Annotated in this window: 15 protein-coding genes; 10 read left to right on the forward strand and 5 right to left on the reverse strand. The window is 57.7% G+C overall.

Annotated features, from left to right (window positions below):
- Positions 1–10 precede the first annotated feature (10 nt).
- On the reverse strand, positions 11–439 hold the full coding sequence (locus ACQKLP_RS00750) for a YybH family protein (protein WP_427319128.1): 429 nt from the start codon (positions 437–439) through the stop codon (positions 11–13).
- A gap of 227 nt (positions 440–666) precedes the next feature.
- Here ACQKLP_RS00750 and ACQKLP_RS00755 point away from each other — a divergent pair, with 227 nt between their 5' ends.
- The 10 genes from ACQKLP_RS00755 (at position 667) to ACQKLP_RS00800 (ending at position 17702) form a co-directional block, all read left to right on the forward strand.
- The gene (locus ACQKLP_RS00755) at positions 667–1860 is read left to right on the forward strand and encodes a DegT/DnrJ/EryC1/StrS family aminotransferase (protein ID WP_427319130.1); all 1194 of its coding nucleotides are present in this window, start codon (positions 667–669) and stop codon (positions 1858–1860) included.
- Between the two features lie 15 nt (positions 1861–1875).
- Positions 1876–2613, forward strand: coding sequence for a 3-deoxy-manno-octulosonate cytidylyltransferase (gene kdsB / locus ACQKLP_RS00760; protein ID WP_341842145.1), 738 nt, complete (start codon positions 1876–1878; stop codon positions 2611–2613).
- Between the two features lie 23 nt (positions 2614–2636).
- The gene (locus ACQKLP_RS00765) at positions 2637–3713 is read left to right on the forward strand and encodes an iron-containing alcohol dehydrogenase family protein (protein WP_427319132.1); all 1077 of its coding nucleotides are present in this window, start codon (positions 2637–2639) and stop codon (positions 3711–3713) included.
- Between the two features lie 77 nt (positions 3714–3790).
- Positions 3791–4288: a hypothetical protein gene (locus ACQKLP_RS00770; RefSeq protein ID WP_427319134.1), complete on the forward strand. Its 498-nt coding sequence runs from the start codon at positions 3791–3793 to the stop codon at positions 4286–4288.
- A 44-nt stretch (positions 4289–4332) separates the two neighbouring features.
- Positions 4333–4713: a group III truncated hemoglobin gene (locus ACQKLP_RS00775; RefSeq protein WP_427319136.1), complete on the forward strand. Its 381-nt coding sequence runs from the start codon at positions 4333–4335 to the stop codon at positions 4711–4713.
- Between the two features lie 343 nt (positions 4714–5056).
- A complete protein-coding gene (locus tag ACQKLP_RS00780) occupies positions 5057–5569 on the forward strand; it encodes a DUF4402 domain-containing protein (RefSeq protein ID WP_427319138.1) in 513 nt (170 codons plus the stop codon).
- A 132-nt stretch (positions 5570–5701) separates the two neighbouring features.
- On the forward strand, positions 5702–6520 hold the full coding sequence (locus tag ACQKLP_RS00785; protein WP_427319140.1) for a fimbrial biogenesis chaperone: 819 nt from the start codon (positions 5702–5704) through the stop codon (positions 6518–6520).
- 45 nt (positions 6521–6565) lie between these two features.
- The gene (locus tag ACQKLP_RS00790; protein WP_427319142.1) at positions 6566–14530 is read left to right on the forward strand and encodes a hypothetical protein; all 7965 of its coding nucleotides are present in this window, start codon (positions 6566–6568) and stop codon (positions 14528–14530) included.
- A gap of 5 nt (positions 14531–14535) precedes the next feature.
- Positions 14536–15057, forward strand: a complete 522-nt coding sequence (locus tag ACQKLP_RS00795) for a DUF4402 domain-containing protein (RefSeq protein ID WP_427319144.1) — start codon at positions 14536–14538, stop codon at positions 15055–15057.
- Positions 15054–17702, forward strand: a complete 2649-nt coding sequence (locus ACQKLP_RS00800) for a hypothetical protein (RefSeq protein ID WP_427319146.1) — start codon at positions 15054–15056, stop codon at positions 17700–17702. Before ACQKLP_RS00795 ends, ACQKLP_RS00800 begins: the two co-directional genes overlap by 4 nt.
- Here ACQKLP_RS00800 and ACQKLP_RS00805 read toward each other — a convergent pair.
- The 4 genes from ACQKLP_RS00805 to ACQKLP_RS00820 form a co-directional block, all read right to left on the reverse strand.
- Positions 17699–18910, reverse strand: coding sequence for an MFS transporter (locus ACQKLP_RS00805; RefSeq protein ID WP_427319148.1), 1212 nt, complete (start codon positions 18908–18910; stop codon positions 17699–17701). The genes ACQKLP_RS00800 and ACQKLP_RS00805 overlap by 4 nt on opposite strands.
- A 69-nt stretch (positions 18911–18979) precedes the next feature.
- A complete protein-coding gene (thiH, locus tag ACQKLP_RS00810) occupies positions 18980–20098 on the reverse strand; it encodes a 2-iminoacetate synthase ThiH (RefSeq protein WP_427319150.1) in 1119 nt (372 codons plus the stop codon).
- 3 nt (positions 20099–20101) lie between these two features.
- Complete coding sequence (locus ACQKLP_RS00815; protein ID WP_427319152.1) at positions 20102–20896, reverse strand: thiazole synthase; 795 nt, start codon at positions 20894–20896, stop codon at positions 20102–20104.
- Positions 20881–21495: a thiamine phosphate synthase gene (locus ACQKLP_RS00820; protein WP_427324350.1), complete on the reverse strand. Its 615-nt coding sequence runs from the start codon at positions 21493–21495 to the stop codon at positions 20881–20883. The genes ACQKLP_RS00815 and ACQKLP_RS00820 overlap by 16 nt, the downstream gene beginning before the upstream one ends.
- Between the last annotated feature and the right edge of the window lie 4 nt (positions 21496–21499).

The following is a 21499-nucleotide window of genomic DNA, read 5'->3' on the forward strand; positions in this document are numbered from 1 at the left end:
GGTTCCGGGTTTAGCTGGAGTGGTCTGCCACGATCTTCCATTCGCCGTTGATGCGGCGGAGCAGGATGGAAAAATGCCCGTCGAGATTGCCGATGGTGCGCGTGAGCTGCCACTTGCCTACTACAAAATAAGCATCGTTCGCCAGTTTTTTGAATTCGAGCAGTTTGAACGCCAGCTGCCCCATGCCTTCCTTGCCGGGATAGGCTTTTTTGTAATTGTCGAGCGTAGCCTGCCATCCGTACGTCAAACCTTTACTGCCGATGAAGAGCAGCGAATCGGATTTCCAGTAGGTGTCCATAAACGCCACGATATCGCCCCGGTTCCAGGCTTCGAGCTGGGTTTGCATGACTTGCCGGATGCGGGTTTCGGCCGGATCTTGCGCGGAAACGGAGGCGGCGGTTGAAAGGAGAATGGCGGTGGCCAGGAAGAGTTTTTGCATGTGATGGTTGTTAATGGCATGAAAATAAGCAAATCCCCGGCGGGAGGTTCCGGCTTTTTTGTGGCGGGTTTCCGCGGTTTCCGGATTAAAAATCTATATAAGCAATTGATATTCATATATAAATCATCCAATTCCGTAATATCTCATGCCCGAAAAGTTTAACGGTTTTTATCGAAATTCCATTCCGGGATTGTTCTACCTTTGCACGACTACAAAAATTTTGCATTATGCCCGGATTTGAACTATTTGGCGCCGAAGAAAAAAAGGAAGTGAACGACGTCCTCGAGACAGGAATTTACATGCGTTACGGATTCGACGGTCCCCGCAAAGGGATCTATAAAGCGAAAGAACTGGAGCAGGCGCTTTGCGAGCGTTTTAACGTGCAATACGCGCAGCTGACATCGAGCGGTACCACCGCGCTCACGACCGCCATGGCCGCTTTGGGCATTGGCGCGGGAGACGAGATCATCATGCCCACTTTTACATTCGTGGCCAGCTTCGAAGCGGTGCTGTCTGTAGGCGCAACGCCCGTGCTGGTGGATGTGGACGATACGCTGACGCTGGCCCCGGCCGCCGTTCGCGCCGCCATCACCCCGCGCACCAAATGCGTGATGCCCGTTCATATGTGCGGCTCCATGGCCGATATGGATGCGCTCATGGACATCTGCCGCGAGCATAACCTCATTTTGCTGGAAGACGCCTGCCAGTCTACCGGTGCCACCTACAAAGGCCAGGCTCTCGGTTCCATCGGCCACGCCGGCACTTTCTCCTTCGACTTCGTGAAAACGATCACCTGCGCAGAAGGCGGGGCGATCATCACCAACGATAAAGACGTATATACGAAAGCAGACGCTTACTCCGACCATGGGCACGACCATCTCGGCGGGGCAGACCGTGGTGCAGACGACCATCCGCACCTGGGCTTCAACTTCCGTATCTCCGAACTGCACGCCGCCGTAGGCCTTGCACAGATCCGCAAGCTGGATAAATTCCTCGCGATCCTGCGCAACAATTACGACATCGTGAAAGAAGCACTGGCAGCGGTTCCGCAGGTGGAATTCCGCCGGATACCCGACCCCTCGGGCGACAGCTGCACCCATCTTTCCTTCTTCCTCCCCGACCTGGATACCGCACGCGCAGCCGCCAAGGCCATGAAAGCCGCCGGCCTGCCCGCGTTCCACTGGTTCGACAATAACTGGCATTACTTCCGCAAGTGGCATCACCTGCAATCGGGCGCTACGCTCTCGAAGTTCCCCGAACAACTCGCGAAAGACCTCGCCGCTTATCAAACCAAACAATTCCCCGCTTCCGACGCCATCATCGGCCGCTGCATCTCGTTCCCCATCAGCCTCGCATGGACTGACGCGGACGTGCGCGAACGTGCCGAAAAACTGGCGACTGCCGTGAAAAGCGTACTGTAATCACAAATTCCCGTCATGAAGAAAATCGCATTGATCCCGGCGCGCTACGCCGCCAGCCGGTTTCCCGGCAAAATGATGGCAGTGCTGGCAGGTAAAACCGTTATCTGGCGGACATACGAGTCTACCCGCGACACCGGTGTGTTCGACGAAGTAATGGTGGTGACCGACAGTGAAGTCATTTTCGAAGAGATCACCCGCAACGGCGGAAAGGCCATCATGAGCAAGCGCGAGCACGAAAGCGGGTCTGACCGCATCGCCGAAGCCGTGGAAGATATGGACGACGTGGAAATCGTAGTGAACGTTCAGGGCGATACGCCTTTCACCCGGAAAGAGCCGCTGGAAAAACTCCTGCAGGTTTTTGAAGGGGAAGCAGGAAAAAAGGTGCAGGTGGCATCGCTCATGCAGGAACTGAAAGACTGGAAAGACATTGAAGACCCCAACTTCGTGAAAGTTGCGGTAGACAAGGATTTCAACTCGCTCATGTTCTCCCGCTCCGTGATCCCCTACCCGCGCGACAAAAACGTGCCTACCGTGTACTACGAGCATATCGGCATTTATGCCTTCCGCCGCCAGGCGCTGCTCCGGTTCACGCAAACGCCCATGACGCCGCTCGAAGCCGCCGAAAAAGTAGAATGTCTGCGATATCTTGAAATGGGAATCCCCCTGAAGATGGTCGTAACCGACTATATGGGCGTGGAAATCGATACGCCGGAAGACCTCGAAAGAGCTTCCCGCCTGCTGGACCAACCGTAAACACAAAAAATCCGGGATATAACATGAAATTCAGAAATTTTAAACTGGTAGGATACGTCATTTTCGGACGAGGAGCGTTCAGCCAGCTCGACGAGATCATTGCGCCGCGCCGCAAAGGCGATGCGCCGATGATATTTTTTGTGGACCATTTCTTCGAAGGCAACGAGCCTTTCCTTTCCCGCATCCCCTTGCGCGGGAAGGACAAGATCGTGTTCATAGACGTGACCCATGAGCCGAAAACCACTTACGTAGACCGCCTGCGCGACGAGCTGAAGGCCGAGTTCGGCGAAGTGAGCGGCATCATCGGCATCGGTGGCGGTTCTACCATGGACATGGCCAAAGCCGTGGCCCTCATGATGACCAACCCCGGCTCTTCGGCCGATTACCAGGGTTGGGACCTCGTGAAACAGCCAGCAGTTTATAAAGTAGGCATCCCCACCCTGTCGGGCACCGGCGCCGAAGTAAGCCGGACCACCGTGCTCACCGGGCCTACCCGCAAACTGGGCATGAATTCCGACTACACACCGTTCGACCAGATCGTGCTCGACCCTGCGCTTATCCACAACGCACCGGTGAACCAGCGTTTCTATACCGCCATGGATTGCTACATCCATTGCATCGAATCCCTGGAAGGCACGTTCCTCAACGCTTTCAGCCGTTCTTACGGTGAAAAGGCACTGGAGCTCTGCCAGGAAATTTACCTGAAGAAAGACCGCTGGGACGAAGACTCCGACGAAAAACTCATGATGGCCTCCTACGCAGGCGGCATGAGCATCGCATACTCGCAGGTAGGCGTGGCGCACGCAGTGAGCTACGGCCTCAGCTACCTCCTCGGCACCAAACACGGCGTGGGCAACTGCATCGTGTTCGACAAACTGGAAGAATTCTATCCCGCTGGTGTGAAAGAATTCAAGCAGATGGTAGACAAACACCAGGTGGAAATCCCGCAGCACATCACCAAAGGCCTCAGCGACGCCGATTTCGAAACGATGATCGACGTATCCATGGGCCTGGCGCCGCTTTGGGAAAACGCACTGGGTAAAGACTGGCAAACACAAATGACCCGCGACCGCCTGCGCAAGCTGTACGAAAAACTGTAAGCTGCGCGAGCGAAAGTATATCCAGAGAGGCTGCAGACGCTCCGGCGATGCAGCCTCTTTTTTCAAAACCCGAACACATGGACAAACTCGAAAAACTCACCCAGGATTATGCCGCCGTGTTGGAAAAAGTGAAAGAACGCCGCGCCGCCTGGCAGCAGAAGGCCAAGCCGTTCCTCATACAGTACCTGAACGAAGTAACGGCCCGCTTCCCCCTCAAGTGGAAAGCCGGCGCCAATGAAATGATGCAAAGCCTCGAGGCCGTGTACCTCGTGTTCGATCATGAGCCCAGCGGCATCGTGGAACAGTCGCCCTTCAGCGTGGTACAGAAAATGAAAATCGGTGGCTTTTTATCGTTTTCCCAAACCCGGAACGGGCAGATCGTAGTGTGGATCAGCTTCCCGTTCATCGACGGCATGTCTGAAGAAAAACCGCGGAACGAAACATTGGAAACCATTGAGCCTGAAGAACTTATTCCCGAAGCGATCGACCGTTTCATCGGCAAGTTCCTCGATGAAATGATCCAGTGGGAAGATGATGCGCGGGACGAGATCGGGTTTATCCGCCACCGGGATTGACCTTCGTCATCGTTTAATCTCCCCTGTTGACCGAACTTTGCGATATGGAAGACATCAGAAGCATAGCCGATATCCAGCTGCTGGTAAACAGCTTTTACGACAAGATCCGTCTGGATGAAGTGCTGGGGCCGATCTTCAACGAGCGCATCGCTCCGGATGCCTGGCCCGCGCACCTGGAAACGATGTATAAATTCTGGGGCACGCAGTTGCTCGGGGAAAAGGAATATTTCGGGGCGCCCTACGCCAAGCACCGCACACTGCCGGTAGACCAGCCGCATTTCGAACGTTGGGTGGGGCTTTGGCATGGTACCGTGGATTCGTTGTTCCGGGGGCCGCGCGCATCCACCGCCAAAGTGAAAGGCGCATCCATCGCCCAGATTTTTTTAGGGAAAATCCGTTTCGAACGAGGGATTTTCAGGGAATAACGTGTCCCTTTTACACACTTAACCACACTTTAGATTTGATAACCCCTGCCGTGTGTATATTTATTTTATCAATTTAGTTACTTTTGTTATATGAGCAACAGGCTTATTTTGCCATTGTTGTTCTGACCACTTTCCCATCTCCCGGCCTGTGCCCAGCCGTTTTCATCCTGCAATTTGGCCCGCAGATTGAGGGGTATTTTTGTCCGGAACAGAGCATTTTTGCGTATGCAACTTTTCCCCGGAATCTATTGTTAATGGAAATAAGATCAACTATTCTCTGACAACAACGGATTGGTTGTTTCCCTTACTATTATCCTCATGTATTAACCGAAAAACTGGAATTATGAAAACGTCCACGCTTTTATTCACCATTTCAGCCATTGCGGTCCTTTCCCTGCCCTCCCGCGCGCAGGAATCGGCTACCGCCACGGTAACAGCTACGATCGTTGCGCCGATCACGATCACGAAAGATATCGACATGAATTTCGGGAACGTGGCCGTGCAGTCGTCCACCGGAGGCACAGTGGTCATGACCCCTGCGGGCGTGCGGAGTACCACGGGCGGAGTAACCCTCCCGACCACCACAGGTACCGTAGCCGCTGCATCTTTTACCGTAACGGGCGTGGATGGCTACACCTACAGCATCACCTTGCCCACGGCTCCGGTAACGATCACCAATACCGGCGGCAACACGATGACCGTGACAGCCTTCACGAGCTCCCCTTCCGGCCAGGGAACGCTGACCGGCGGATCGGAAACGCTCACCGTTGGCGCCACCTTGAACGTGACCGCCGCGCAAGCGCCTGGAACTTATGTTTCCGCAACCCCTTTCGCCGTAACGGTGAATTATGATTGATCCTTTCCGTTAACAGCCAGCCTATAACAGGACCGAACCGTCTTTGAAAAACCTGTGGCCGCATATCGCCGGTCAGGGCCTTGCATTTTCTAAACCCGGGAATGAATGTCCAACAACAATCACCAAATCTCTATGCGCTTATTTTTCGCAGGTCTGTTTTCCTGCATTTTTATGCTTCCCCCCGCGCTCCGGGCCCAGGGCAACCTCCTGATCACCCCGATGCGCATCGTATTTGACGGTAAAAAGAAAGTGCAGGAAGTGAACCTCGCCAATACAGGCGACGATACCGCACGGTACCTGATTTCACTGATCGAAATCCGCATGAAAGATAACGGAACGTTCGAGCAGATCACCAGCGCCGATACGGGACAGCGGTTCGCCAGCCCGTTCATCCGCTTTTTCCCCCGCAGTGTTGTACTCCCGCCCCGCGAAGCGCAGGTCGTAAAATTGCAATTGTACAATACCAGCGAACTGGACAATGGCGAATACCGTTCCCATCTCTATTTGCGCGCAGAGCCCAACCAGCCCGCCCTTGGCGAGCCGGACGAACCGCCGGCCGATCCGGAAGGGATTTCCATCAAACTGACGCCGGTATTCGGTATTTCCATCCCCGTCATCGTCCGGAACGGCGATCAGCATGCGGATGTATCGATCGACAGCCTGGGCGTGATCGGGAAAGGCGATACCGCGAAATTGAAAGTCACTTTCAAAAGAAGCGGGAACATTTCCGTGTATGGCGACATCCGGGTAGAACATATCAGTCCGGACGGGAAGCGCAGCAGCGCCGGTCTCGCCAAAGGTGTGGCGGTGTATACGCCGAACGAGCGGCGGAGCATCCTGTTGCCGCTCAAAAAAGGGCCCGATTACACGAAAGGCCGGCTGGAAATAAGTTATGGACCGGAAGAAACCACGGACCCGCCGCTGGCGCGGGCGGCGCTTCCCCTGAGATAGTATCGACGGCTGTGCGGCCCGCCTGCCGGCAATTAACTCCATGGAATGAAAACCGTTTACAATAAGGTAGTTTTAGCGATCATACTCATAGCCGCAATGGCAGGGCCGCGCATTGCCCATGCGCAAACCACCAGCTGGAAAGGGACGGTCAGCACCAGTTGGTCGAACGCCGCGAACTGGACGAACGGTGTGCCCAACGCCACTACGGATGCAGTGATCGGGGATGCGAGCTTCACCGGCCTGTGGGACCCTTACATCAGCTCCAGCGCCGCCACGAAAAACCTCACGATCGGCGCCACGAACGTACCCCTTCTGACGATCGCCAAAGCATTGACGGTAAACGGGAACCTGACGATCAATTCAGGCGGATCGGTGTCGCACCGCGGCGTTACGCTTACGGTAAAAGGCAACTGGACGAACGGGGGATCGTATACGGGAACATCCACGTCTTCCCGCGTGAATTTCGCCGGAACGGCGCAAACCATCAGCGCCACGGTTACCCCTACTTTCCGCAGACTGAGTATCAACGCCGGCAGCACGGTCACCCTTCAGTCGAACATCGCGGTGAATGTCGCCATGACGGTCAGCGGTACTTTCACGCCCGCGGAGGCCACGCCCCCGGTGGTTTCCGGTAGCGGCACGCTGACGGTAGATGCTACCGGCATCCTGAACGTTACAGCGGCTACCTACGCGGGCAATTATGCGAATACGGGCACCACAACACTGGCTGCGGGGTCCGTCGTTTCCTACAGCGCCACCACGCGCGCGCAGACCGTCCGGAACAATTTGACGTATTCCACATTACGGATCATCGGCCCATCCACCGTCAAAACGCTGGCGGGGAACCTCAATACGCTGAACGCCACCACTTCGGCGGCGGGGCGCATCGAGGTGCAGTCGGGCACGCTGGACCTGTCCACTTTTACCGCCAACCGCGGGACGACCGTGGCCGGTGGAAGCCTGCTGTTGTTCAACGGCGCGACGCTCCGGTTATCGGGCGCTTCGAACTACCCGACGGGTTTCGCGGCGAACGATCTGCGGATTACGAGCACGGTGGAATATTACGGCGGGGCGCAAACCGTGTCGGCCCAAACTTATGGTAACCTGTCGCTGACCGGCAACTCCGGCGCGGCGGTCAAAACGATGCCGGGCACGGCTTTCACGGTGGAGGGGAATCTTACCAGCACACAGGGCACGGCCACATCGGTGAGTTTTACCGCCGCATCGGCCATTACGGTGAACGGAAGCGTAAGTATCGGAACAGGCACCACTTTCAACGGCGGTAGCTTCATCCATAATTTTTCAGGAAATCTGACGGTGACGGGTGTGTTGACGGGCGGTACCAGTACCATCCGGATGGCAGGAGCCGGCGGTGTGATCGGCGGAGCGGGCACGCATAATTATTTCAACCTCACCTTCGCGGCAACGGGCATTACCGCCGGGGCCGAGGCGGCGGTGAATGTTTCGGGGGATTTGACGAGCGTGGAGCCGGGCGCTTTCACGCATGCTACCGGCGGCACTTTTACCATGTCGGGCACCGGCAAATCGATCACCGGCCCCAACCTTATTTTCGACAACCTTTCCGTGACGGGCTCCGTCAGCAGCGCCGCAACCATAGAAGTGAGAGGCAATATGACGGTGAACGGGACGTTCACGGGAACGGGCGGCAACATCATTATGTCGGGCGCGTCGAAATCCATCGCGGGAACGGGCACCATCGTTTTCGGAAGCCTTTCTCCATCGGGTACCGTTTCCACCGCCATCTCCTTTACCGTCAACACCGCGCTGGACGTGAGCGGAACTTTTACGGCTACAGCAGGAACAGTCACTTTCGCGGCAGCGAGCAGTTTGCGCGGCACGGCGAACCTTTTCAACGCTACGGTGAACGGCACATCTTTCACCATGAACTCCAACGCCGTGCTGGGCGTGGCTGGCGCATACACCGTAACCGCTGGAACGGTGGACGTGACCACCAACATACCCAATACCGTAATTTATAACGGAACGGGCGCACAGAACGTACGGGCCGGTACCTATCATCACCTGACGCTGGGCGGCGGGGGAACGAAGACGGCGCTGGGCGCCACCACGGCCAACGGGAACCTCAGCATCCTCGCCGGCAGCACCTTCAGCAGCGGCGCCAATACGCACACGGTTTTCGGGAACTGGTCGAACCTCGGAACTTTCACCGCCGGAAGCGGCACCGTTTCCCTGAACGGCACGCAGCCTGCAGACGTAAGCGGCAACAATACGTTCAACATCCTCACGGTCAACAAAGCCGCGGCCACCACGGCCGTCAACCTCCTGAGCAACACGACCGTGGCAACGCTGAATATGACAAGCGGCTGGATGAATACCGGCGCCAACACCGTCACGATCACCACAACCCGCAACAATTCCGGCATCATCCTCGGCTCCATCAAGCGGCTGCATAGTTTTGCGATCGGAACGGCCTACGCCTTCGAAAGCCCGAACAACCTCATCACCCTGACCGGCGTCAATTCCCTTACGTCTATCACCGTAACCGTCCGCCGCACCACTGTATCCGACTTCCCCGCCGGTGCGAGCGTCAACCGCGAATACACCGTCACTTCCGAAGGACTGCTCAACGTTGCCCTGGTGACCATGCGGCTGCATTACGAAGACGATGAGCTGAACGGCAACCCCGAAGCGGGGCTGGGCATCTGGCGGAATAACGCCGGCACCTGGGCGGCACTGGGAAAAAGCAGCAACAGCACCACGAGCAATTACGTGGAGCAGACCAGCCTGCTGACGCTGAACGGCCGTTACACGCTTTCCGGCTCCGTGAACATCGCCCGGTGGAACGGGAAAATCAGCAGCGATTGGCATACGGCGGGCAACTGGTCGGTGGTGCAAGGTACGCCTACATTACCGCCCGGCCCGAACGATATCGCGGTGGTGGGCGACACCACTTTCGTCAACCAGCCGGTGATTTCGGCAGCGGTAAGCGTACAGGGGCTTTACTTCGGCAGCGTAAAAGCGGCCACCATCAATATGACGGGCGGATCTTTGACCACAAGCGGCAACATCGCCGGCGTCTGGACGCTCAATGCGACACACACCATCAATGCGGGAAACCAGAACATCACCGTGAACGGCGATCTTCAGTTGTCTGACGGTACGGCCGGTCATTCCATCAACATGAATGTCGGCAATGGCAACCTGGCGGTGACGGGCGGCGTTACGCAGGCCGGCGATGCAGCGGTGACCGTTACCGGAAGCGGCAATATATCGATCGGTGGGAATTATAGTTATTCCGGAGGAACGTTCTCTGCGGGGAGCGGGACCGTGACATACAACGGTAGTGCCACGCAAACCGTTGCGGGATTGAATTACAATAACCTCACGATCCAGAAACCGGCGGGTGCCGCGTTGCTGGCCGCGGCTTCCACCATGACGGGCGACCTGGCGGTCAGTTCCGGGGAGTTCAACGTGAGCGGTTTCAACCTCTCCGCGCGCAACGTAACGATCGCCTCGGGCGCCACCGTACAGGGAAGCACCTCCACCATCACGGCCTCCGGCAACTGGAGCAACTCCGGGACATTTGTGCCCGGGTCGGGAACGGTGGTGCTCTCCGGCGCCAATCCGCAGAACGTTTCGGCGACGGCCTTCAATAATCTTACGGTCAGTAAGTCTTCCGGCGTTGCGACGTTGACGGGAAACATCACCCTGGGCGGAAATCTTGCAATTACTAGCGGAGGGCTCGTCCTCGGAACGTTTACCGCCAACCGGACCGCCGCAGGCGGGTCCATGACCATGGCCAGCGGCACTACGCTGAATGCCGGCGGTGCGAACAATTTTCCGTCCGGATTTTCTTCTTACGCGCTGAATGCGGCGAGCTCCGTGACGTACGATGGGGCCGTAGCGCAAAGCGTGGCGGGGAACATCACTTACGGGAACCTGCTGTTCAGCAACGGCGGCGGCGCGGCCAAGACGTTACAGAATACCATTTCCGTGGGCGGGAACCTGACGATCAACAGCGGGGCCACCCTTGCCGGGAGTAACTATACCATCAACCTTTCCGGGAACTGGATCAATGGCGGCACCTTCACTCCCGGTACCAGCACGCTTACCCTGAACGGCGCCGGCAAAACCATTTCCGGGAACAACGTTTTCAACCGCGTAACCGTGTACGGCAGCTATACCGTGGCCGGAGGAGATATCACCTATAACGGATTGCTCAACATCACTGCCACCGGCTCCTACGACGCCGGCGGCGGAACCGCCATCGTTAACGGAGACCTTACGAACAGCGGATCGCTCGTCAGCAACGGTACTACCACTTTCTCCGGCACCCAATTGCAGACGATCCGGTTCATCAACGCCGTTACATCCAATTCCACCGGTATCATCAATTTTAACGGCAACGTAGCGCCGGTATTAAATTCCACCAGCCGGCCCTCCTACGCAACGCTCAATATCAACAACACGGCCGGCGTAACGGCGAGCGTGGGGTGGGACGTATTCGTCGCCTTCAACATCTCCAGCGGCGCCACCTGGAACTCGGGCGGCGGCACGCACAACATTTACGGCAGCTTTACGAACAATGGCACCGTGACCAGCGGCGGCACGATCAATTTCCTGCCTGCCGTGCCGCGTACCATTCAATTATCCGGCACCGGGTTCTCCAGCACCGGCACCGTGGTATTCGGCGGTACGGGCGCCACCAGCGTAACCGGATCGCCCACTTCGATGAACAACGTCGTTATCTCGAATCCCGGCGGCGTAACGCCGTCTGCCAACTGGAGCATGACGGGAAGCTTCCAGATCGCCAACACCGCCATCTTCAATGCAGGCAGCTATACCTTCACCGTGGGCGAAGACATCGAAAGCAACGGCACCCTCAACGGCGGAACGTCCACTTTCAACATGACCTCCACCTCCGGACAAGGCAATATATCCGGCTCGCCCGGTACCACTTTTTACGACCTCGTCATCACCGGGACCATTTCCGCCGAATCGGACTACAACGTCAGCCATAACTTTACCAATAACGGCTCCTACAATGGAGAGCCCGGTACGCTGACCATGACCGGCCCTGTCACGGGTACCATCACCAGCGCTTCCCTCGCGTCTTTCGACCTGGCTTATTTTACGATCCTGAAAGACCCCGGCGGCATCGTCACCCTCGGCAAACCGTTGACGGGCGTTGTAGCGATGGACGTGTCGCAGGGGATTTTCGACATCGGCGCCAATACCATTACTGAAAATGCGGGATTGATGACGCTGGAAGACGGCGGCCGCCTCATTATCCGTGGCACCAACTCGCTACCGGCATTTACGGATTACAGTGTAGATACGCTCAGTACCGTGGAGTACGCGGGCAGTACACAGGCGATATCTTCCGCCACCGAATACGGCAACCTTGTGATTTCCGCGGCCGGTAACAAAACAGCTTCCGCCATCCTCCATATCATGAACGATTTTACGTTGACGGCCGGCACCTTCATTCCCGGGGCTTTCGCAGATACCATCGGCGGCAACTGGACCATGTCTGGCGGAACGTTCACCAATACCGGGTCTACCATGGTGTTCGCCGGCACGGGAACGCAACAGGTGTCTACCATCGCGCCATTCAACAATTTCACGGTGAATAAAGCGGCCGGGTTCGTGCAATTGGCGACTGACGTCACGGTGAACGGAACACTGAATTTCCTGGCGAAAAACATCCGGACGGGAGACATGACCGTTATTATGCCCACTGGTAGCAACGTTACCGGCGCCGCCCAGGCCACGGGCTGGGTTTTCGGCAATCTGCGGAAACCGGTACCAACCGGCACCGGCGTAGCGCGCACGCTCGAAGTGGGCGACAGTCTCCGGTACGCCCCCGCAACGCTCACTTTCGCCAGCGTGGGCACGGCAGGAACGGTAACCGCCAAAACGGTGGGCGCGGACCTGCCGGACCTGAACCTTTCCGGTATGGACGCCGCGAAGAGCGTGAACCGGTATTGGGTTTTCACGAACGCGGGCACCGTTTTCACCTCGGTAGCCGCAACCCTGAACTGGAACACCGCCGATGTGGACGCGGGCGTTAATGCAGCGAACCTGCGCGTAACGAACGTGGCCGGCGCATCGCGCACCTTACCGGTAGTTAACTCGGCCACCACCACGTCTATCGCCGTGTCTGGCATCGGGGCTTTGGGAACGATGGCCGTGGCGGAACTGATCGCCAGCATCAACTGGTCGGGCGATCTCAGCACCAACTGGTACACCACCGGCAACTGGACGGGCGGGGTGGTGCCCCTGCAAACGAGCAACGTCGTAATTCCTGCTGGCAGGCCCAATTATCCGAATATTACCACCGGCACCGCCACGGCGAACGATCTGTCCATACAAACCGGGGCGTCCGTGACGGTAAGCTCCGGGCTGCTGCGGATCAGCGGCGCGATGACTTCTTCGGGAACATTCTCCGTAAACGACGGCAGCATCGAGTTGAACGGGGCCACGGCGCAAACTATCCCTGCAGGCATATTCGCCGGCAACGAAATCCGGAACCTGACGGTCAATAATGCCGCGGGCGTTTCCCTCGGCGGAACGCTCCTCGTCAACGGTATCCTGAAAATCACGACCGGGCAACTTTCCGCCGGCAGCTTCCTCACGCTCGGTTCTACCGCGGCAAGGACGGCGCTCATCGACGGGTCGGGCGGCGGGCAGGTTACCGGCACCGTTACCATGCTCCGGTATGTGCCAACCGGCTTCGGTTACAAATATCTCGCATCGCCCTTCCAGAATGCTACCGTCAATGAGCTGGCCGACGAAGTGAACCTCGCGTCCACATTCCCGTTGCTGTACCGGTACGATGAGAATAAAACTTCTTCCGGCTGGACGGCCTATACGACCGCCGCATCGCCCCTGGTGCCGATGCGCGGGTATACCGCCAATCTCGGAACGTCTGCCTCGCCCGTTACGATCGATGTGGCGGGAACGGTGAACAACGGCGCGGTGAGCCTTACGCTGCAAAACAACAACCGGCCATATACCAAAGGGTTCCAGCTCGCCGGCAATCCCTACCCCTCGCCTATCGACTGGAATGCGGCTACAGGATGGACCAAAACCAATATCGACGATGCGATTTATTACTTCAACGCCAGCGCCACCGATCAGTACGGCGGAACGTACAGTTCGTTCATCAACGGGATTTCCAGCGATGGGGTGGCGAACAATGTGATCCCCGCCATGCAGGGCTTCTTCGTGCATGTCACCGACGGAACTTTTCCGGTGACGGGGACATTGGGCACCACCAATGCGGTGAGGATCAACAACCTGACGCCCGTATTCCATCGGAAATACCCGAAAAACGCACCGTTGCTGCGGCTGTCGGCCGGCTTTGCCGACGAAGGGCAGCCGTCTGACCCGGCCGTCCTGTATTTCGATACGGCCGGCGTTCGCGGGTTCGACAAAGAACAGGACGCGCTCAAGATTTACAATACCGACAAGCGCGTGCCCAACCTGTTCGTGCAGATGGCAGACAAGCGGGAAGTTTCCGTGAAATCCTGGCCCGTGTTCATCGATACGGCAGACGTGATCGCGCTGCGGCTCGTTACCGAACGAAGCGGCATGATCACCTTCCGCGTCGAAAACCTGGAACGGATGCCGGCCGGCAGGAACATCTATCTCTACGATTCGGCCATGAAACGAAGTCTGCAGCTGGTACCTGGCACGCAGTACCGGCTAGATCTGCCTTCGGGCGACCATAAAGAACGTTTTTACCTGGTGTTCGCGCCGCGGGGCGCAGTGGGGACGGGCGAACAGGAAGGAGTTTATTACGCTTATGTTTCCGGCGGACAGCTGTTCGGATATTTCTCCCATGCGCCGGGAGACCGTTGTACCGTTACCGTTACGAACATGCTGGGCCAGGAGCTGTACCGGAAAGAGCTTTCCGGCGCAGGCCGCCACGCGTTAGGCAGCGGGTACAGCGGCGGGATGTACATCGTCAGTTTCTGGACAAGCGAAAGAACGGAGAACAGAAAAGTAATGATCAAAAAATGACCGGCATGAAAAGGGCAATCGGCAACATACGGCAATTGTTTACCGCGATCGCGATCATGGCGGCCCAACTGGCCATGATGGCGGGTGCGCGGGCGCAGGAGCCGCCGCCGCGGCCCATTTCCGTGCATGTGGAACCCGGGCAGGGGCTCATCTTCGGCGCGTTCTTCCTCGGCGCGAGCGGCGGAACGGTCACCATCAACCCGGATGGCTCGCGGGTGATCATGGGCAGCATCGTGGGCGCTAACCTGGGATACCCGTTTTCTCCGGCCATCTTCGAAGTGCTCGCGAACCAGGGAACGCTCATCCAGGTGATGCGCGGGCCAGACGCCATTCTTACCGGCAGTAACGGCGGTACCATGACGATGCGGATCGGCACGCTCAGTACCGGCGATCAATTCATCACAACGGCGCAGCCGCCAACGAGGAACCTTGTGCGGGTAGGCGGCATCCTCACCGTGGGCAGCCCGTCGGCCAACCCGGTTGGCGCCTACAGCGGAACGTTTCAATTAACCTTTATCCAGGAATGACCGGATGCCGTCATATCGTTTTGCTGCTGAGGGCGCTCCGGTGCCTGGGGCTCCTGCTTCCGATATGGCTCGCATCGCCGGCGGCGGCAAGGGATAAGGGGAAAGACGACCCTCCAGTGCTGTACGAAACGTCTGTTTACCTGGTGGTACAGGGGATCGGGGGGATAGAAGTGCCGGCACTGGTGAACGAAGACACCGCCTACCTTTCCGTTACCGACGTGTTCGATTTTCTCAAGGTCAAACACGGTTATTCTTCGATGCGGGATTCTCTGATGGGATATTTCGTCGCGGAAAACAATCCCTACGTCATCGATATGACCGGCCAGCGGATCCATTACCAGGACAAACATTTCCTTCTTCATCAATACGACGTGATCCGCTCCGAAACCGGTTTTTATTTACGGCTCGAGTTTTTCGGTTCCGTGTTCGGCCTTCCCTCGAAATTCAATTTCCGCAACCTTTCCGTTCACATGAACGCGACGGTGGAGCTGCCGGCCGTGAGGGAGCTCAAGCGAAAGCAGATGCGCGAAAACATGCGGCAGTTGCGGGGCGAGCTGAAGGCGGATACAGTTATCAAACGGTCGTGGCCCCTGTTCCGGTTCGGAATGGCCGACTGGTCGGTCATCACCAACCAGCGAGACCCCGGCGGCAACGACACCTGGCTTAATCTCCGCGCGGGCGCAACGGTCGCCGGCGGCGAAGCCACCGTTTCGCTCAATTACAACAACTACGCAAAGCAACAGGGCGACGATTTCAAAAACAGCAACATCATCAAGCCCTTCGACCACCGGCAGCAATATTACCGCTGGCGGTACGTAGACAACGACCAGCGCGCCCTGCGGCAGGTGATACTGGGCAAAATATTCATTCCCACCATTTCCTCGCTGTTCGACCCCGTGGTCGGCGTGCAGGTGACGAACGCGCCCACCACTTACCGCCGCTCTTTCGGTACGTATACCCTTTCCAATGTCACCGAACCCGGCTGGACGGTGGAGCTGTACGTCAATAACGCGCTGGTGGATTACACGACCGCCGATGCCAATGGATTATATTCCTTCCAGGTGCCGCTCGTGTACGGGAATTCGCAGGTGAGGCTGCGTTTTTACGGCCCCTGGGGCGAGGAAAGGATGCTGGAAGAAAACGTGAGCATCCCCTTCAGCTTCCTTCCCAAAAACGAATTCGAATACACTGCCAGCGCGGGATATGTGGAAGATTCCGTCCACAGTTTCCTCACCCGCGCGCAGGGCGGATATGGCGTCACGAAGTTCCTCACGATGGGCGCGGGCGTGGAATACAAAAGCACCATTCCCGGGAACAATACCATCCCCTTCGTGACCACCTCGGTGCGGCTGGCCAACAACCTGCTGCTGAGCGGGGAATATGCGCATGAAGTGCGCGGAAAAGGCCTGCTGTCGTGGCGATTGCCCGCCAATATCCAGATAGACGCGGAATATACGCGCTACAAAAAAGACCAGCGCGCGATCATTTACAATTTCCGGGAGGAAAGGAAGCTCTCGGTCGCGAAGCCGTTTTTCACGAAAGGCATGTCCATTTTTTCGCGCTTCACTTTCAACCAGCTTATTTCAGAATATACCCGTTACTCCACGACCGAGCTGCTGCTTTCCGGCGCAGTAGGGAAAGTGGGCGTGAGCGTTTCGAACTACGCCGTTTGGGTGCGGGATACCGATCCTTTCATATACAGCAACTTCGGCCTTTCGCTCCGGCTGCCCGGCAATTTGCTGGTGATGCCGCAGGTCCAGTATGGCTATACCGACGGCAGGTTCATTTCCGCGCGTTGCGAAGTAGGCCGTTACATTTTCAGGCGGGGATATCTCAACGTGGCGTACGAAGAGAATTTCCGAGGGGGCGTTCGCCTGTTCCAGGCGGGATTGCGGTGGGATTTTGCTTTCGGGCAGATGGGCCTGTCCATTTTAAAAGGCAATAAATCCACTACGGGAGTGGCATCGATGCGGGGAAGCTTCGTGCACGAAGGAAAAACGGGCTACACGGCTTTCAGCAACCGCAGCCAGGTGGGGACGGGCGGCCTGCTCCTCTGCGCTTTCCTCGACCTGAACGGCAACAGCAAAAGGGATAACGGGGAGCCGCGCGTGCAGGGGCTCCGGATGTCTGTGAACGGCGGCAGGCTCATCCCGCGGCTGGAAGACACGGCGGTGCTCATTATGGAAATGGAACCCTATGCGCGGTACGTGATGGACCTCGGCAGAAGCAGTTTCGACAATATTTCCTGGAAGATCAGGAACCCCATCATCAGCGTCATGGCCGAGCCTAACCAGGTGAAGCTGGTAGAGGTGCCCGTGGTGGTGGTGGGTGAAGTGACGGGGCATGTTTTGTTCCAGGACCACGACCGGCGCCGGGGAATGGGCCGTATCCGTGTGGATTTCCTCCGGGAAGACGGGACCGTTTTCACATCGGTACTGTCTGAGCAGGACGGTTTCTACAATTTCCTCGGCTTGCCGCCCGGCGATTACATCGTTAGGCCAGACCCCGGGCAATTGAAGAAGCTCGGCCTGGCGGCCGTTCCCGCTCAAATTCCCGTGCATATCGACGCCTGCCGCGAAGGCGATGTGGTGGATAAAGTGAAGTTCGTGCTGCAGCGGGTTTCGGAATCGGCCGTCCGGTTTTAGCGGTTGCGGTAATGTGATTTGATGGATTTCCGCGCGAAACGGACGTATTTGTTGCGATAGACGAGAAACAGGTAAATTGTGGCGAGGAAAGTGACGCCGGCCATGATGTAGAATACTTTGGAGAAGTGCGAAGGATCGTTGCCGTACCATTCGGCGGAGAAGAACGCCCCCAGCCCGATGCCCGCTTCCAGGGCGATGTACATGCTGCCCAGCGCGCGGCCCCTGTGCTCGGGCAGCCCCAGGTCGATCGTCCAGGCCGTAACGGCCGGAGAATTCAATCCCAGCGAAACCCCGTACAGCAAAGCGCCCGTCAACAGCACCGCCGGCGTATGCGCCACGCCGATCACCACCATGGAAATGGCCATGAGCGTGGCCGAGATTTTCAATATGGGGACACGGCCGAACCGGTCGGAGGTTTTGCCGGCCAGCAGCCGGATGCCGATGGAACTGGCGGTAAAGAAAGTGAAGAAAAGCCCCTTATTCTGCAAGCCCAGGAATGCGCTGAAATCCGGAATAATGGTCAGCAACGCGCCGTAACTGAAATAAGTGAGGAAAGTAATGACCACAGGCGCCATCACGGCAGGTTCGAATATCTCGTGACGGGAAATTTTTAACAGCGCCGGGCGGAAGCTCTGCCGGTTGTGCAGCGTTTCCTTCATACCGATGAGGATCACGACCGACAATAACGCAAAAACCGCCGAAATCTGGAACATGGTCACGATGCCCCAGGCGTTGGCGATGGAGCCGCCGATGGAAGGCCCCAGTGAAAGCCCGATCGTACTGGCCAGTCCTACCATGCCCATGGCCTCGCCCCTGCGGTTGAAAGGCACCATGTCTGCCACGTAGGCCGATGTGCCGGTGGGCTTGAAGCCGGTCGAAAAGCCGTGGAAGAAGCGCAGCAGCAGGAAAGCGCCCACACTGCTCACCAGCGGGTACAACAGGCTGCAGATCACGCACACCACGGAACCGAAAACCATCACGGGGATCCGGCCGATAGTGTCTGTCAGTTTTCCGGAGAAAGGCCGGCTCAGACCGGCCATGAGCGTGAAAAGCCCGATGATGTAGCCTTTATAGTCGGCGCCGCCCAAACTGGTCAGGTAGGCCGGTAATTCGGGGATCATCATGTTGAAACTGGCGGAGAAAAGCAGGTTGCTCAGGCAAAGCAACCCGAATTGAAGCGTGTAAATCTTCCCACTCGACTGATCCATACCGCAAAGTTAGCCTCCGCGAAGCAATTCCAACCGATTGTCAAAGAAAATTGTCGACCGCCCCGCTTTTCACGCCCCAAAGTCGTCCCAATCCTTCCAGACGGGGCTGTAGCCGTGGCTCCTGATCATATCGGCCACCACGGCTGGACTGCGCTCGTCCGAAATCTCGAATTGTTCCAGCGACGAGGGTGCTACCGCATAACCTCCCGGGTTGGTTTTGCTGCCGGCGCTCATGGTGGTGATCCCGAGGGGAACGAGGTGGTCGCGGAAGCGGGGGCTTTCGCGGGTGGAAAGGCTTAATTCCACGTCCGGGTTGAAAAGGCGGTAGGCGCAGATGAGCTGCAGCAGTTGCCGGTCGCTCATGATGGATTTTGGCGGCAACCCGCCGGAAAAGGGCCGCAGCCGCGGGAACGAAATACTGTACCGGGTTTGCCAGTACGTCCGCTGGAGATAATCGAGGTGCAGCGCGGTGAAAAAACTGTCGGTCCGCCAGTCTTCCAGCCCGATCAGCACACCCAGCCCGATTTTATGGATGCCAGCCCGCCCGAGCCTGTCGGGTGTTTCGAGGCGCCATCCGAAGCTTGATTTCCGTCCTTTCGGGTGATGTTTTTTATAATCTTCTTCGTGATAGGTTTCCTGGTAAACGAGCACGGAATGCAGGCCCAGGGGTTTCAGCGCACGGTAGTCTTCCTCTTCCATCGGCTGCACTTCGATCGATAACTGCGGGAAATGCTGTTTGAAAACGGGAAGCGCGCGTGAAAAATAATCCATGCCCACGGTTTGCCAGGCTTCGCCGGTCACGAGCAGCACATGCCCGAACCCCATGGCTTTTACGGCTTCTATTTCGCGGAGCATTTCGGCGCCGGTGAGGGTTTTGCGGCGGAGGGGGTTGTTCAGGCTGAAACCGCAATACGTACAAATGTTCTGGCATTCGTTGGAAAGGTAGACCGGTGCGTACAGCTGGATGGTTTTGCCGAAGCGTTGCTGCGTGAGCTGCATGCTGAGCGCGGCCATCCGTTCCAGGTAAGGCGCGGCGGCGGGAGACACGAGGGCCATGAAATCGTCGAGCCCGCGGCGGGGCTTGTTCAGGGCATTTTCCACGTCGGCCGGCGTTTTGGCGTAAATGGCGTTTTTAACAGTGTCCCAATCGTATTGCCGGAAAATATTTTCGAAAGAATGTGTTTGCATCGTTTAGTCGGCTACGTTATTTTCTACGGATTCATCCAGGAACGCGAGGACCGGGCTGCTGGCCTGTGCGCGGGTACCGGCGGCGGGCAGTCCGGCGAGGTATGCGCTCCTTCCCGCCTGGACTGCCGCTGCGAAAGCGGCTGCCATGGCCACGGGGTTTCCGGCCACGGCGATGGCGGTGTTCACGAGCACGGCATCCGCGCCGAGCTCCATGGCGGCGGCGGCGTGGCTGGGCGCGCCGATGCCCGCGTCTACCACTACCGGCACGTTGCTTTGTTCGATGATGATTTCGAGGAAATCTTTCGTCCGCAGCCCCCGGTTCGAGCCGATGGGCGCTCCCAACGGCATCACGGCTGCGGCCCCGGCAGATTCCAGGCGTTTGCAGAGCACCGGGTCGGCATGGATGTAGGGCAGTACGATGAAACCTTTGGCAGCGAGGGCTTCCGTAGCGGCGAGGGTTTCAACGGGGTCGGGCAAGAGGTAGCGCGGGTCTGGATGGATCTCCAGTTTCAACCAATTGGTTTCCAGTGCTTCGCGCGCAAGTTCGGCGGCGTACACGGCTTCGCGGGCGTTGCGGACGCCGGAAGTGTTGGGCAGCAGCCGGAATTGCGGGTGACGGAGGTGTGCGAGCAGGTTGTCGGGCTGATGGCCAGCGTCTACGCGCTTGAGGGCAACGGTCACGAGTTGGGAGCCCGATGCGAGGAGGGCTTGTTCCATGCTGGAGAGGTCGCCGAATTTTCCGGTGCCGGTGAAGAGGCGGCTGGTGAAGGCCTGGCCGGCGATTATGAGTTCGTCCATATGCTATCGAGGATTTGTTGTACGAGGGATTTTTTATCCGGTGCGTGGGTGATGAGTCCGGATACGGCGATGCCGTAAACGCCCGTGTCGAGCAGCGCGGGAATGTCTGTCAATAAAATGCCGCCGATGGCGATGACGGGCACGTTGGGCCGGGCGGCCATCAGCCTGTTGTATCCGGCCAAACCGAGGACTGGACTGAGTTTTTCTTTGGTGGTCGTAAACCGGAAGGGGCCGTATCCGACGTAGTCCGCGCCGGCTGCCGCGTGAGCGAGCGCATCTTCGGGTGTATTGGCGGTGCCGCCGATAATGGCCTGTGGCCCGGCGATGGCGCGGGCTTCGGCAACGGGCATATCCTGCAATCCAACATGGACGCCATGTGCGCCAACGGCTTTTGCGATGTCGGGATGATCGTTGATGGTGAGCGTGGCGCCGTATTGGCGGCAGATGTCCATGGCCTGGAATGCCGCTGCGGAAGCGTCGCCGTTTTTCACGCGGAGCTGTATCCAGCGGCAGCCGGCTTCGCAGGCGGAGAGGATATTATCGGCGTGCGATGCGGTGGCGGTTTGTTGCGAAATGTAAAGTAGTCGTTCCAACTTCATCATG

Origin of the sequence: Chitinophaga sp. NPDC101104, from assembly GCF_050277495.1 — a bacterium.
In the GTDB taxonomy this organism is placed as follows: domain Bacteria; phylum Bacteroidota; class Bacteroidia; order Chitinophagales; family Chitinophagaceae; genus Chitinophaga.

Bases quoted from the DNA above. Each gene is read 5' to 3' on its own strand.
- ACQKLP_RS00790 (WP_427319142.1), top strand. From the start codon at position 6,566: ATGAAAACCGTTTACAATAAGGTAGTTTTAGCGATCATACTCATAGCC.
- ACQKLP_RS00820 (WP_427324350.1), bottom strand. From the start codon at position 21,495: ATGAAGTTGGAACGACTACTTTACATTTCGCAACAAACCGCCACCGCA.
- thiH (WP_427319150.1), bottom strand. From the start codon at position 20,098: ATGCAAACACATTCTTTCGAAAATATTTTCCGGCAATACGATTGGGAC.
- ACQKLP_RS00775 (WP_427319136.1), top strand. From the start codon at position 4,333: ATGGAAGACATCAGAAGCATAGCCGATATCCAGCTGCTGGTAAACAGC.
- ACQKLP_RS00785 (WP_427319140.1), top strand. From the start codon at position 5,702: ATGCGCTTATTTTTCGCAGGTCTGTTTTCCTGCATTTTTATGCTTCCC.
- kdsB (WP_341842145.1), top strand. From the start codon at position 1,876: ATGAAGAAAATCGCATTGATCCCGGCGCGCTACGCCGCCAGCCGGTTT.
- ACQKLP_RS00750 (WP_427319128.1), bottom strand. From the start codon at position 439: ATGCAAAAACTCTTCCTGGCCACCGCCATTCTCCTTTCAACCGCCGCC.
- ACQKLP_RS00815 (WP_427319152.1), bottom strand. From the start codon at position 20,896: ATGGACGAACTCATAATCGCCGGCCAGGCCTTCACCAGCCGCCTCTTC.
- ACQKLP_RS00805 (WP_427319148.1), bottom strand. From the start codon at position 18,910: ATGGATCAGTCGAGTGGGAAGATTTACACGCTTCAATTCGGGTTGCTT.
- ACQKLP_RS00795 (WP_427319144.1), top strand. From the start codon at position 14,536: ATGAAAAGGGCAATCGGCAACATACGGCAATTGTTTACCGCGATCGCG.
- ACQKLP_RS00755 (WP_427319130.1), top strand. From the start codon at position 667: ATGCCCGGATTTGAACTATTTGGCGCCGAAGAAAAAAAGGAAGTGAAC.
- ACQKLP_RS00765 (WP_427319132.1), top strand. From the start codon at position 2,637: ATGAAATTCAGAAATTTTAAACTGGTAGGATACGTCATTTTCGGACGA.
- ACQKLP_RS00780 (WP_427319138.1), top strand. From the start codon at position 5,057: ATGAAAACGTCCACGCTTTTATTCACCATTTCAGCCATTGCGGTCCTT.
- ACQKLP_RS00770 (WP_427319134.1), top strand. From the start codon at position 3,791: ATGGACAAACTCGAAAAACTCACCCAGGATTATGCCGCCGTGTTGGAA.
- ACQKLP_RS00800 (WP_427319146.1), top strand. From the start codon at position 15,054: ATGACCGGATGCCGTCATATCGTTTTGCTGCTGAGGGCGCTCCGGTGC.